Source organism: Flavobacterium soyae, from assembly GCF_021245985.1.
GTDB classification, from domain to species: domain Bacteria; phylum Bacteroidota; class Bacteroidia; order Flavobacteriales; family Flavobacteriaceae; genus Flavobacterium; species Flavobacterium soyae.
Map to the genome: position 1 here is coordinate 37,682 of NZ_JAJQXA010000004.1, position 13,756 is coordinate 51,437.

The following is a 13,756-nucleotide window of genomic DNA, read 5'->3' on the forward strand; positions in this document are numbered from 1 at the left end:
AACACAACGCAATGAAAAATTTTGACATTAACGAAGATCCTCACAGACGTTTTAATCCCTTAATTAATGAATGGGTTTTGGTTTCACCTCATCGTGCAAAACGTCCGTGGCAAGGGCAAAATGAATCCATTTCTACAGAATCACTCCCAAAACACGATCCCGAATGTTATTTATGTCCGGGAAATGTTCGTGCAAACGGAGTAAATAATCCTGCCTACAAAAGCAGCTTTGTTTTCGACAATGATTTTGCTGCTTTAAAACAGGACGAAATCATTTTTGAAGAAGATATTAAACATACATTTTTTAAAGCAAAACCAGAACAGGGAATTTCGAGAGTGGTTTGTTTTTCTCCAAGACATGATCTTACGCTGCCGGAAATGGAAGTTTCGGATATTGAAAGCATTGTAAAAACATGGCAGAAAGAATATACTGATTTAGGGAATATTAAATATATCAACCACGTTCAGATTTTTGAAAATAAAGGAAGTGTTATGGGCTGCAGCAACCCGCATCCGCACGGGCAGATCTGGGCACAGTCTTCATTGCCGACTCAGGTTGAAAAAACGCATAACAGCTTAAAATCGTATTACGATAAAAACAAAAGAACACTTCTTGAAGATTACGTTCAGGCCGAATTAAAAGTTGGAAGCCGAATAGTTATCGAAAATGAACATTTTGTTGCATTAGTTCCGTTTTGGGCAATCTGGCCTTACGAAACAATGATTGTAAGCAAAAGAGCGATTAGTAAAATCACTGATTTTAGTGCTGAGGAAGTTTCGGCTTACGCCAAAATTTTAAAGCAGTTAACAATCAAATACGATAATTTATTCAACACTTCATTTCCGTATTCGTCAGGAATTCATCAGGCGCCAACAGACGGTTTCGATCACCCGGAGTGGCATTTCCATATGCATTTTTATCCGCCATTGCTTCGTTCAGCAACTGTAAAAAAATTCATGGTGGGTTACGAAATGATGGGAGAATCGCAAAGAGACATTACTCCTGAAAAAAGTGCCGAAATTTTAAGACAGCAGGCAGAAGTGCATTATAAAAATGCAGTAAAAATTGGTTAAAATTTCTCTCCAATATTCTGTAGTTTAAAATTTAACAGAATTCTCTGTTTATAAATGTAAATAATACATTTAAAATGATTGTTTTTTAAGTTTTTATTTTAAATTTGGCTTTCGCTTTTTTAATAAAAAAATAACAGAATAAAAACACATATTTCATTTTTAAACACATTAAACCACATAAATATTAATTTCAAATTTTAACTTAAACAATTATCTAAAATACTATTAACAATGAACCAGAACCTCACTCTCGCAGATTATGCGGTTTTTATTATCTATTTTATCGTAGTATCTGTCTACGGTTACACCATTTATCGCAAACGTAAACAAGACGAACACGATGCTAAAGCGTATTTTCTTGCAGAAGGAAATTTAACCTGGTGGGCAATTGGAGCTTCATTAATTGCATCAAACATTTCAGCAGAACAATTCATCGGAATGAGTGGTGAAGGTTTCTTTTTAGGAATCGCCGTTGCTGCTTATGAATGGCTTGCTGCTGTTGCCTTAATTATTGTAGCTGTTTGGTTCATTCCTGTATATCTTAAAAATAAGATATATACTATGCCTCAATTCTTAAAAACACGTTACAACGAATCGACTGCATTGATTATGGCTGTTTTCTGGTTGTTTTTATATGTTTTTGTAAACTTAACTTCTATTCTATATTTAGGTGCAGTTGCTATTAACGGTCTTGCGGGAGGAGAATATCTTCACGTAATTATGGTTGGTTTAGCTGTTTTTGCCTTGTTTATTTCTCTTGGAGGAATGAAAGTTGTAGCGTATACAGATGTTATTCAGGTTGCCGTTTTAATCATTGGCGGATTGGTAACTTCTTATATTGCACTTACAACTGTTGGGCAGTATTTTGGCGTAGGCGAAAATGCAATTGCAGGTTTTAAAGTTTTAATGAGAGAAGCTCCGGAGCACTTTAAAATGATTATCCCGAAACCTACAGCGACTTCAACTCAGCTTGAAATTGATAAATATTTAACTTTCCCTGGTTTGATGTCTTACCTTGCTGGTATCTGGATCATCAACTTAAACTATTGGGGATGTAATCAATACATTACACAAAGAGCACTTGGTGCAGATTTACAAACAGCACGTACAGGAATTTTATTTGCTGGTATGCTAAAATTATTAATGCCGTTAATCGTAATGCTTCCTGGTATTGCTGCTTTCGTTTTATATAAAGACGGACATTTACCTCAATTAGTTGGAGGAAAAGATGGCGCTTATTCTGCTGTATTGACTTTCTTACCTACAGGTTTAAAAGGACTTTCTGTTGCTGCTTTAACTGCTGCAATCGTAGCATCATTAGCAGGAAAAGTAAACAGTATTTCGACTATTTATACTTTAGATATTCATAAAAAATACATCCAAAAAGAAGCTGGCGAAAGACAGCAGGTAAATATTGGCAGGATTGCCGTTTTTGCTGCAATGCTTTTAGCTGTATTGTTTACATGGAATGATATTCTTGGAATTGGCGGTGTTGGTGGTTTCACTTACATTCAAAAATATACCGGATTCATCAGCCCTGGAGTTTTTGCAATGTTCTTCCTTGGTATGTTCTGGAGAAGAACTACTGGAACTGCAGCTATCGTTGGAGTAATTTTAGGATTTGTTTTGTCTGTTTTATTCAACGAATATGCTCCAATGTTATTTGGAAACGAGACATTATTATATACTGCTTATCCTAACGGAAAAGGAGCATTCGAAATTCCTTTCCATATTTGTATGGGATTATCGTTCTTCTTTACGATGTTAGCTATGATCGGAATCAGTTTTGCCGGGCCAAAAGTAAATCCAAAAGCGTTTGAAATAGACTCTGAAATGTTTAAAGTAAAACCACAAACTACCGTTTTAATTGTAATTACATTACTGATTATCGTAGCATTGTACGTTAAATTCTGGTAATTTATTTAATAAGTAATTTTGAAGTGAAAAGGGATCCTGATTGGGATCCCTTTTTTATTTTTGTTTTTGATTAAATTAAAATTTTATGGAATCTAATTTATTTTATTGTGTGTTCTTTGCTTTGCTTGCATTTGGCTTTTATAAATTTCACAAGTATTGGCTTAAATGAATTCTATGTAAAAGAAGGGCATCGTTTAGATAAAATTAAACATTGGGGAATTATTTTAGTTTCTGCCTTTTGTTCCGTAATTTGTTTTTTAAAATTTGTTTTTGGATTAAGTTAAATAAGAACAACTATTACAAAAAAGAAAAATTTGCTCTCTATGATAAAAAAAAGAAATGTACTTAAACTTCTACTTTTCGTGATTTTACTAACTGCGATGGCTTTTTGGGCAAATTATCTTTCAGGAAATGAAGCTTTTTATAAAAGAGCACTTGAGAATAGTAAAGAAGAATCATATTCAGGCATTGTGATTGAAAAATATATTGACTCATCGCAACATTGTACACCAATGATTAAGTTTACAAGTAATTCAAGTAATGCTGTAATAAATAGTTTTTGGGACGAAGTAGAAGTTGGAGATTCAATAGTAAAAGTTAAAGGTCAGCCTAATATTTATTTGTATAAAAATAATCAGCTAAAACAAGTATTTGATTATAATGTATATTATCAAAATTTGAAAGCACGAAAATCAAATATTAATAAAAAATAGAAATAGTTATAAAGCTATTTTATATCGGAGAAAACATGAAGAATATTTTTTTTAAAATTATCCACACAATTCTGCTAATTTTAGGAATACTTGCAATATTCTTTAGTACTTATTTATGGATAGGAAGTGAGGAAAAATACAATCAATTAAAAAATGATTCATTATTTCTACTATTCCTTAACCGGTTTATTCTTAACTCGATAGTTATATTTCTGTTTTTAAGTACCGCTATTTTGATAAGCCTAATTCTTGGTAAAAACATGCGTTCAGGACTATCTTTAAAACAAATTATTAAATTTGAAGCATTGTTATTATTCTCTGTTTCAATTACTTTGATTTTAATTAAAATCTTTCTGTTATAAACAAAAGTCAATTTATTGATAATTTATTTTAACAAGAAAAAATATTTATACAATCATTTTAGCTATTTTTAACCTCGTAATTAACCAATAACATAAAAAATGAAAAAACTAATTTTTGCATTATTTATTATTTCAGGAACTGCTTTTGCTCAGGACATGGAAGTAGTAAAGGGAAATTTTGATTTTTTAAAAGATCAAAAAGAAATAAATACTGTCTTTGATTATAGTAATTTTACTATGATGAAAGAAAAAAAATCAGAAGCGCAATATATTGAAGAAAGAACTGCTGATTTAAACCAAAAAACAAAAGGAAACGGAAACATCTGGCAAAAGAAATGGATCGCTGCAAAGGACCAAATCTGGACGCCTAAGTTTTTAGAAATTGCCAATACGGTATTAACCAAAGAACATAAAGATGTAAGTTTTCAGGAAGGATTAAACACGCCTTATACTTTAATCGTTCAAACAGTATGGATTTATCCGGGCTGGGACGCAGGAATTATGAAACAGCCTGCAAAAGTTACTACAAATTTAAAATTTGTTGAAACAGCAAATAAATCAAATGTTTTATTAGAAATTACAAGTGAAGAAGCTCCTGGAGATCAATGGGGAAACAATTACAGTAATGAATCTAGAATTGGTGAAGGTTATGCAAAAACAGCAAAATCATTATCTAAACTTTTAGTAAAAAAAGCATTCAAATAAAAATATTTAATATTGCGTAGGAATATCTCATGGGTAGCAGAAAAAAGATTATTGTTTTGCATTGTGTCCTGTAGGGACACCTGTTTTTACAAAAACAACACACTACATTAATCAAACGTTCCTACAGAACGTATAATCGTAATTCGAATTTAATTCTACCAAGCAGGCATTCCTTGCTTTTTCGAATAAAAAAAGCCCTGATTATTCAGGGCTTTGTTCTTTTTGCATGTTTAGTAAATACGCCATATTCTTAATTACATGGTCATGTTTCTTAACAAAAGAATTTTCTTCGTTCCAGACATATCCAGCTAAAACAGCACATATTTTTTCTTTTACCTCTGGATTTTCCGGCTGATGGAAAAACAAAGTCTGCAGATTTCCGGTATACCATTCCTGCACATAAGTTGTAAAAACAGAAATACCGCGTTTCATATATTGCGTAAATTCAACTTCCCAGTCAACAGGAATTCCCTGCGATTCTTTTAAGTATAATTTTGCTGCCAGCATTCCGGATTCAGTTGCAAAAGCTACTCCAGACGAAAAAACAGGATCAAGAAATTCAGAGCTGTTTCCTGTTAAAGCAAAACCATCGCCGTACATTCTTTTTACCGCTCTCGAATAATTCTCTAGTTTTACAGGTTCAAATAAAAATTCAGTTCCTTTAAATCTCTGAATATAATAATCTGATAGCTGAATAGCGTTCTTCAAAGCTTCTGCATTATCTTTATTTTCAGAAAGCGAATTAATAAAGTCTGTTGGACCAACAACACCTAAACTCGTATTTCCGTTAGAAAACGGAATTACCCAAAGCCAGACTTCAGTTTCTAAAATATCAAATGAAATCTGCGTTCCTTCCTCACCTTCTGGTCTGTTAATATCTTTTACGTGTGTAAAAATCGAAGAATGCGGGTCTAATTTTGAAGGCGTATCTAAATCTAAAAGTCTTGGCAAAACACGACCGTATCCGCTGGAATCGACAATAAATTTGGCATGGATTTCTTTTAAATTTCCATCTTTATCTTTTACAATTGTTTTTGAATTTTTTCCTTCAAAAGAAACTTCTAAAACTTCTGTTTCAAACTCCAGATCAACGCCTTTGCGAACCACTTCCTGAGCCATTGTATTATCAAAATCAGCTCTTGGAATCTGCCAGGTCCAATCCCAGCCTTCTCCAAATTTTTTACTGAAATCAAAAACACAGATCTCTTCACCTCTAATAAAACGGGCTCCAAGTTTCTTTTCAAAGTTCATCGAATTAAGAGCATCAAACAATTCTGCCTCAGCAAAATGATCCATTACTCTCGGAATTAAGCTTTCGCCCACAACAAGTCTCGGAAACTTCTGTTTTTCAACAACTTTCACCTTAACATTGTTTTTATGAAGATACGATGCCGATACACATCCGGATGGTCCGGCGCCTATTACTAAAACATCTACAAACTCCTTTGTCATAATAAAAATATTATCAATTATTAACCTACATTTGCCATCATCAAAATAACTACATTTATTTTGATAAATAAAATTAAATTAGCACAACCAAAAACGATTTAATGAATACAATTAATGAATATTTAAGTTTAGGAGAGTTTGAATCCATAATCTTTGGAAATCAAAAAGTTACAATTAGTGATGTAGTTCTAAACCGAGTAAACGAAAGCTTTAATTTCTTAAAAGAATTCTCTGGAAATAAAGTTATTTACGGCGTAAACACAGGCTTTGGCCCAATGGCGCAATACAGAATTAAAGAGTCTGATCAAATTCAGCTTCAATATAATTTAATCCGCAGCCACTCTTCAGGAACCGGAAAACCATTAAATGCAGCTTGTGCAAAAGCAGCAATATTGGCTCGATTAAATACACTTTCATTAGGAAATTCGGGTGTACATCCGTCAGTAATCAACTTAATGTCTGAACTTATCAATCGAGATATTACACCTTTAATATTTGAACACGGTGGTGTTGGTGCCAGCGGCGACTTAGTACAGCTATCACATTTAGCTTTAGTTTTAATTGGTGAAGGCGAAGTTTTTTATAAAGGAGAAAGAAGACCAACTCCTGAAGTTTTTGAAATTGAAGGTTTAAAACCAATTCAGGTAGAAATTAGAGAAGGTCTGGCATTAATCAACGGAACTTCTGTAATGACAGGAATTGGCGTTGTAAATGTGTATCATGCTAAAAAATTATTAGACTGGTCATTAAAATCTTCTTGCGCCATAAATGAATTGGTTCAGGCTTATGACGATCATTTCTCTGCAGAATTAAACCAAACAAAACGGCATAAAGGGCAGCAGGAAATTGCGGCAAAAATGCGTCAGAATCTTTCAGATAGTACTTTAATCCGTAAAAGAGAAGACCATTTATATTCTGGAGAAAATACCGAAGAAATCTTCAAAGAAAAAGTTCAGGAATATTATTCATTAAGATGCGTTCCTCAAATTTTGGGGCCGGTTTTAGAAACCATAAATAATGTTGCTTCTATTTTAGAAGACGAATTTAACTCGGCAAACGACAACCCAATCATCGACGTAAAAAATCAGCATGTTTATCACGGAGGAAATTTCCACGGAGATTATATTTCCCTGGAAATGGATAAACTGAAAATTGTTATTACAAAATTAACGATGCTTGCTGAACGTCAGTTGAATTATTTATTGAATTCAAAAATCAACGAATTACTGCCTCCGTTTGTAAATTTAGGAACTTTAGGTTTCAATTTCGGAATGCAGGGAGTTCAGTTTACAGCAACATCAACAACTGCCGAAAGCCAAATGCTTTCAAACCCAATGTATGTACACAGTATCCCGAACAACAATGACAATCAGGACATTGTAAGTATGGGAACAAACGCTGCCGTTATTACCTCAAAAGTAATCGAAAATGCTTTTGAAGTATTGGCAATCGAAATGATTACTATTGTTCAGGCAATTGATTATTTAGGACAAAAAGATAAAATTTCGTCTGTAACCAAAAAATGGTATGACGATGTTCGCAATATAATTCCAACATTTAAGGAAGACCAGGTAATGTATCCTTTTGTTCAAAAGGTAAAAGATTATTTGATAAATAGTTAATCTAAAATTGTAATCGTACATTAAAAAACATGAAAAAAATATTTTTTTTATTTCTATTTTCCATACAATTAATTAATGCTCAAGAACTTGCATTAGTAAAAAAAGACGGTAAATTTGGTCTTATTACAAAAGAGGGAACTTTTGCCGTTGAACCAAAATTTGACAGCGCACGAGATTTTTCAGATGGATTGGCAGCCGTTAAACAAAATGGAAAATGGGGATATGTCGACAGCAAAGGAACTTTTGTAATTCCTGCAGCTTTTGATAATGCAAGGGATTTCAATAGCGGAATTGCTGCGATAGAAAAAAAATCTGTTTGGTATTACATCAACAAACAAGGTGAAATATTAAAAGGTAATCCGGAATCAGATAAATTATTTGATTTTCATTACGGAATAGCTTTTTTTAGACAAGCCAATAAAGTGGGGCTTATCAATAATAAATTGGAAATTGTTCTGGCTCCAAAATACGATGTTATCAGGGCTTTTTATAAAGGTTATGGAAGAGCAGCTGTAAATGGAAAATGGGGAATTGTTGATGCAGAAGGAAAAGAGGTTGTTGAAGCCATTTATGACGAAGTTGGAGATTATTACAACAATACAACCTGGGCAAAAAAAGGAAAAGATTATGGACTGGTTCATAACGGACAATTTATTGCAATAGAAGGGGTTACTGAATTTGGTGCTTTTGGAACGCAAGATTTAATTGCTGCGAAAAAAGGCGTAAAATGGGGATTTATAAATTTTGAAGGACAATGGGTTCTTAAACCACTGTTTGACAAAACAAAACCATTCTCTAATAATTTAGCACCTGTTCGCATTCGAGAAAAATGGGGTTATACCAATTTAGAAGGAATATGTGTGGTACAGCCTATGTTTTATGATGCAGAGCCTTTTAGCGACGGACTTGCTGCTGTAAACAAAGGATATGGCTGGGGATTTATTAATGAAAGCGGAATAGTAGTTATTCCGGCAGATTATGAAATTTCAGCAGCCTTTGGAAGCTATATGCGTGAAGAAAAAGGATTCATTGGCGGATTAGCAAGAGTAAAACGTAACGGTAAATGGGGGTTTCTGAAACCAAATGGAGACATTTTGATCGAATGGTTTCAAAATGCTGAACTCTTCCAGGAATAAAAAAGCATTTTTTATATTATTAATATTGAATCTTAAAATCATGAAAAAAACATTTATTTTTTTGTTGCTAGGTTTCATTCAATTTGTTAATAGTCAAGAACTAGCATTAGTTAAAAAGAATTCAAAAATTGGGTACATTTCCAAAGACGGATCTTTCAAAATCGAACCTCAATATAAATCTGCCAAAAGTTTTTCTGAAGGTTTAGCAGCTGTAGAAGACAACGGAAAATGGGGATTTATTGACACTAAAGGAAGCTGGTTAATTCCGGCATCTTTTAATAATGCTAAAGATTTTAACAGCGGAATCGCAGTTGTACAAAAAGATAAGGACTGGGTTTATATTAATACAAAAGGTGAAATTTTAAAAGCGCCTGCTACCGAAAAAATATTCGATTTTACTAACGGCGTTGCTTTTATAAGACAAGGAAATAAAGTTGGATTAATCAATTCAAAACTAACCGTAGTTTTAGAACCAAAATACGATCAGATCAAACCTTTTGAAAATGGTTTTGCACGAGTTGAGTTAAACAAAAACTGGGGAATTATAAATACCGACGGAAAAGAATTAGTTGAACCCGCTTACGCAGAAATTGGAAACTATTTTAAAGGCACAACCTGGGCAAGAAAAGATAAAACTTTTGGACTTGTAAACGGCGGAAAATTTATTCCGGTCGATGGTGCCGAAAAAATATGGGATTTTGAAACACAGGATTTGACCTATGCCAAAAAGAACGGAAAAATTGGTTTTATAGATCTAAAAGGAAATTGGGTAATTCTGCCTATATATGATAAAGGAAAAGCATTCTCCAAAAACTTAGCTCCTGTTTTAGTTGGAAAAAAATGGGGATATATCAATTTAAAAGGAGAATTTGTAATTGAACCTACTTACAGCGATGCAGAAGTTTTTAGTTCAAACGGTTTGGCTCCTGTAAAAGAAAACAATTGGGGATTTATCAATGAAACTGGAAAACTGGTAATTCCAACACAATACGGAATTACTTCAAACGGATTCGTTATTGCGCTGTTTGTACAGCAGGATAAGGGTTTTATTGATGGCGTTGCAAGAGTAAAAAACGAAGGAAAATGGGGTTTTCTTAAACCAGACGGAACTGTATTAGGAAACCAGTGGTTTGAAAACGCTGAACTATTTTCACAAACAGCAGAAAGAGAAAAAAAAGAAATAAGTGTAGCTGCTGAGAGTCCAAAAGCTGAAACAAAAACAGCAGTAAAACCAGCGAGCAAACCAGTAACTAAGAAAAAGAAATAACATTTATTTCCACTAAAAAAATAAAATTTATATAATGAAATGTGTATTAGTAACAGGCGGTTCAAGAGGAATTGGAAGTGCTGTTTGTAAAAAATTAGCCGTTGAATCTAATTATCATATTTTGATCAATTATCATTCAAACAAAACTGCTGCCCAAGAAACACTTCAGGAAATACAAAAATTAGGAGCAACCGGAGAAATTTTAGGTTTTGATGTTGCCAATTTTGAACAAGTACAAACTGTTTTAACACAATGGCAGGAATCAAACCCTGAAGCTATTGTTGAAGCTATTGTAAACAATGCCGGAATTACAAAAGATGGTCTTTTTATGTGGATGACTCCCGAAGACTGGAACGGTGTTGTAAACACAAGTTTAAACGGGTTTTTTAATGTGACGCAGTTTTTTATTCAAAAAATGCTTCGCAATAAATACGGCCGAATTGTAAATATGGTTTCTGTTTCTGGCGTAAAGGGAACAGCAGGACAAACCAATTATTCGGCTGCAAAAGGTGCAATTGTTGCTGCGACAAAAGCATTGGCACAAGAAGTTGCAAAACGTAATATAACTGTAAACGCAGTTGCACCGGGTTTTATTAGAACAGACATGACAAGTGCGCTTGACGAAAAAGAGTTATTAAAACTGATTCCGGTAAATCGTTTTGGTGAAGCCGAAGAAGTTGCAGATTTGGTAAGCTTTTTGATTTCAAAAAAATCGAGCTATATTACCGGAGAAATTATTAATATAAACGGAGGAATATATTCTTAAATTCTAACACATAGAAACATAGATTTTCTGCGTAATAAAGAATGCAAAAAAGAAATACATTTCTTTCACATAGAAAGCTATGTTAATTTAAAATAAGTGAAACGCCTTTTTTGAGTTTACAAAAGCTATCCCGAAGTTTCGGGACTATGTGTTTAAAAAATTACACGTAACGGATAAAAAATTACTTTGAAAGACGATGAATAAGAGAGTTGTAATTACTGGAATGGGAATTTATTCTTGTATCGGAACTTCTTTAGATGAAGTAAAGGAATCATTGTATAACGGAAAATCGGGTATTCAGTTTGATTCTGAACGAAAAGAATTTGGTTTTCAATCAGCCTTAACCGGAATGGTTCCTAAAGCTGATTTAAAAAATTTATTGACCCGTAGACAACGTATGAGCATTGGTGAAGAAACCGAATATGCTTATATGGCCACTATCGAAGCACTGAAAAATGCGAATATCGACGATGCTTTTTTTGACACTCGCGAAGTTGGGATTATGTACGGAAACGACAGCGTTTCTAAAGCAATTATTGACGCTACAGATATTGTGCGCGAGAAAAAAGATACTGCCTTAATTGGTTCAGGAGCGATTTTTAAATCGATGAATTCTACCGTTACGATGAATCTTTCCACGATTTTTAAACTTCGCGGCATCAATTTAACAGTAAGTGCTGCCTGTGCAAGCGGTTCACATTCTATTGGATTAGCTTATTTTTTAATAAAAAGTGGTTTTCAGGATATTATTATTACCGGAGGAGCGCAGGAAATCAACAAATATGCGATGAGCAGTTTTGATGGTTTAGGCGTTTTTTCTAATCGCGAAAGTAATCCCGAAAAAGCTTCTAGGCCTTTTGATGCAGGCCGTGACGGATTAATTCCGAGTGGCGGCGGTGCAACTCTAATCCTTGAAAGTTACGAATCTGCAATAGCAAGAGGCGCAACAATTATTGCCGAAGTTTCAGGTTACGGATTTTCATCAAACGGCGGACATATTTCGACTCCAAACGTCGAAGGTCCGGCTACAGCAATGCAGCGAGCACTTGACGATGCTAAACTAAAAGCGTCAGATATTGAGTACATAAATGCACATGCTACCTCAACTCCCGTTGGCGATGCAAACGAAGCCAAAGCTATTTTTGAAGTTTTTGGTGAGAAAAATCCTTATATAAGTTCTACAAAATCAATGACAGGCCACGAATGCTGGATGGCGGGGGCAAGTGAAATTATCTACTCTATCATAATGATGCTGAACGATTTCATTGCGCCAAACATCAATTTAGACAACCCAGATGAAGATGCTTCAAAATTAAATTTAGTTAAAACTACGTTAAACAAAAAATTTGACATATTTTTGTCCAATTCTTTCGGTTTCGGAGGAACCAACTCGGCGTTGGTGGTTAAAAAGTTTAAATTGAACGATGAATAAAGAAGAGATTATAGCACGAATTAATGGTTTTTTGGTTGATGAATTTGAAGTAGACAATGACGACATTGAACCAACTGCTAATTTAAAAAATACACTTGGCTTAGATAGTTTGGATTATGTTGATTTGGTAGTTTCAATAGAGGCTAACTTTGGCGTAAAACTAGTCGAGGCTGATTTTGTTGGAATTGCTGATTTTCAAAGCTTCTACGACCTTATTGAAACCAAATTAAAAGCCAAAACAGCTTAATGAGTCAATGGGATGGCAAATCAAAAGGAACTGTTTTAGGCTATAGAATATTCGTTTTTTTGATTCAAAAAGCGGGTGTCAAATCTGCTTATGTTTTACTCTATTTTGTTGCTTCTTATTACTTTTTATTTTTAAGGAAAAGCAATCGCGCTATCTTTTATTATTTTAAAGAAAGGCTTCAGTATTCCTATTTTAAATCAAAAAAAATGGTTTTCAAAAGTTATTACACTTTTGGACAGACTATTATTGACAAGGTTTCTATTTCGGCAGGAATGCGAAACAAATTCACTTACGAATTTGACGGAATTGAGATTTTAAAAAATCTGCTGGCCGAAAAAAAAGGCGGTGTTTTAATCAGCGCGCATGTTGGAAATTTTGAAATTGCGGAACATTTCTTAGGCGACATTGATCTTGATTTTCAAATCAACTTAGTCACTACAGATTTAGAACATTCTGCGATTAAAAATTATTTGGAAAGCATCGCCCAAAAACCAACTGTAAAATTCATTATTATCAAAGAAGATTTGTCTCATATATTTGAGATCAATGCTGCTTTGGCCAATAACGAATTGGTTTGTTTTACAGGCGACCGTTATTTTGAAGGCACAAAATCACTTTCTGAAAACATTTTAGGCAAAGAAGCAAACTTCCCTGCCGGTCCATTTTTAATTGCATCAAGATTAAAAGTTCCCGTTGTGTTTGTTTATGTTATGAAAGAGCCAAATTTACATTATCATTTATACGCAAGAGAAGCCGCAGTGAAGCACCGTGACGAAAAAGCATTGCTGAAAGAATACGTAACAAGCGTAGAAAACATCCTGAAAAAATATCCTTTGCAATGGTTTAATTACTTCGATTTTTGGAATGATTTGAAGAAATAGCGCACTGATTTTACAGATGAAACGAATTTACGCAGATTCCTTTTTTATTTATCTGATTATAAAAAACCTGTGTAAACCCGTTTCATCCGTAAAATCCGCGGGCCAAAAACCTCACAACAACAAGGAAAAATCTGTTTAAATAAATTTACTTATTTTTGTTCGCAACCAAAGCAAACAAACCTC

At 33.8% G+C, this 13,756-nt stretch carries 12 protein-coding genes; 11 read left to right on the forward strand and 1 reads right to left on the reverse strand.

All coding sequences use genetic code 11. The features are described 5' to 3' along the window. Nucleotides 1–11: 11 nt before the first annotated feature. The 4 genes from LUU93_RS06620 (at nt 12) to LUU93_RS06635 (ending at nt 4,770) form a co-directional block, all read left to right on the forward strand. The gene (locus LUU93_RS06620) at nt 12–1,073 is read left to right on the forward strand and encodes a UDP-glucose--hexose-1-phosphate uridylyltransferase (protein WP_232679558.1); all 1,062 of its coding nucleotides are present in this window, start codon (nt 12–14) and stop codon (nt 1,071–1,073) included. A 231-nt stretch (nt 1,074–1,304) separates the two neighbouring features. After that, nucleotides 1,305–2,990: a sodium/sugar symporter gene (locus tag LUU93_RS06625; protein WP_232679560.1), complete on the forward strand. Its 1,686-nt coding sequence runs from the start codon at nt 1,305–1,307 to the stop codon at nt 2,988–2,990. 323 nt (nt 2,991–3,313) lie between these two features. Continuing rightward, nucleotides 3,314–3,703, forward strand: a complete 390-nt coding sequence (locus LUU93_RS06630; RefSeq protein ID WP_232679562.1) for a hypothetical protein — start codon at nt 3,314–3,316, stop codon at nt 3,701–3,703. A gap of 461 nt (nt 3,704–4,164) precedes the next feature. Beyond that, complete coding sequence (locus tag LUU93_RS06635) at nt 4,165–4,770, forward strand: hypothetical protein (RefSeq protein WP_232679564.1); 606 nt, start codon at nt 4,165–4,167, stop codon at nt 4,768–4,770. 201 nt (nt 4,771–4,971) lie between these two features. On the opposite strand, the gene LUU93_RS06640 is transcribed toward LUU93_RS06635, so the two are convergent. Continuing rightward, nucleotides 4,972–6,222, reverse strand: a complete 1,251-nt coding sequence (locus LUU93_RS06640; protein WP_232679566.1) for an NAD(P)/FAD-dependent oxidoreductase — start codon at nt 6,220–6,222, stop codon at nt 4,972–4,974. A gap of 101 nt (nt 6,223–6,323) precedes the next feature. Here LUU93_RS06640 and flxA point away from each other — a divergent pair, with 101 nt between their 5' ends. The 7 genes from flxA to LUU93_RS06675 all read left to right on the forward strand — a co-directional run bounded on the left by flxA (nt 6,324) and on the right by LUU93_RS06675 (nt 13,573). Next, a complete protein-coding gene (gene flxA / locus LUU93_RS06645; protein ID WP_232679568.1) occupies nt 6,324–7,844 on the forward strand; it encodes a flexirubin biosynthesis tyrosine ammonia-lyase FlxA in 1,521 nt (506 codons plus the stop codon). A 29-nt stretch (nt 7,845–7,873) separates the two neighbouring features. After that, nucleotides 7,874–8,980, forward strand: a complete 1,107-nt coding sequence (locus LUU93_RS06650) for a WG repeat-containing protein (RefSeq protein ID WP_232679570.1) — start codon at nt 7,874–7,876, stop codon at nt 8,978–8,980. Between the two features lie 40 nt (nt 8,981–9,020). Beyond that, nucleotides 9,021–10,247: a WG repeat-containing protein gene (locus LUU93_RS06655; protein ID WP_232679573.1), complete on the forward strand. Its 1,227-nt coding sequence runs from the start codon at nt 9,021–9,023 to the stop codon at nt 10,245–10,247. 34 nt (nt 10,248–10,281) lie between these two features. Further along, nucleotides 10,282–11,013, forward strand: coding sequence for a flexirubin biosynthesis SDR family reductase FlxB (flxB, locus tag LUU93_RS06660; RefSeq protein ID WP_232679575.1), 732 nt, complete (start codon nt 10,282–10,284; stop codon nt 11,011–11,013). Between the two features lie 196 nt (nt 11,014–11,209). Beyond that, nucleotides 11,210–12,445 (forward strand): beta-ketoacyl-[acyl-carrier-protein] synthase family protein, encoded by a 1,236-nt coding sequence (locus LUU93_RS06665; RefSeq protein ID WP_232679577.1) that lies wholly within the window; start codon nt 11,210–11,212, stop codon nt 12,443–12,445. Further along, nucleotides 12,438–12,692: an acyl carrier protein gene (locus tag LUU93_RS06670; RefSeq protein WP_232679579.1), complete on the forward strand. Its 255-nt coding sequence runs from the start codon at nt 12,438–12,440 to the stop codon at nt 12,690–12,692. Before LUU93_RS06665 ends, LUU93_RS06670 begins: the two co-directional genes overlap by 8 nt. Then, entirely contained in the window at nt 12,692–13,573 is an 882-nt protein-coding gene (locus tag LUU93_RS06675) for a lysophospholipid acyltransferase family protein (RefSeq protein WP_232679581.1), read from the forward strand. Before LUU93_RS06670 ends, LUU93_RS06675 begins: the two co-directional genes overlap by 1 nt. The last annotated feature ends 183 nt before the right edge of the window (nt 13,574–13,756 follow it).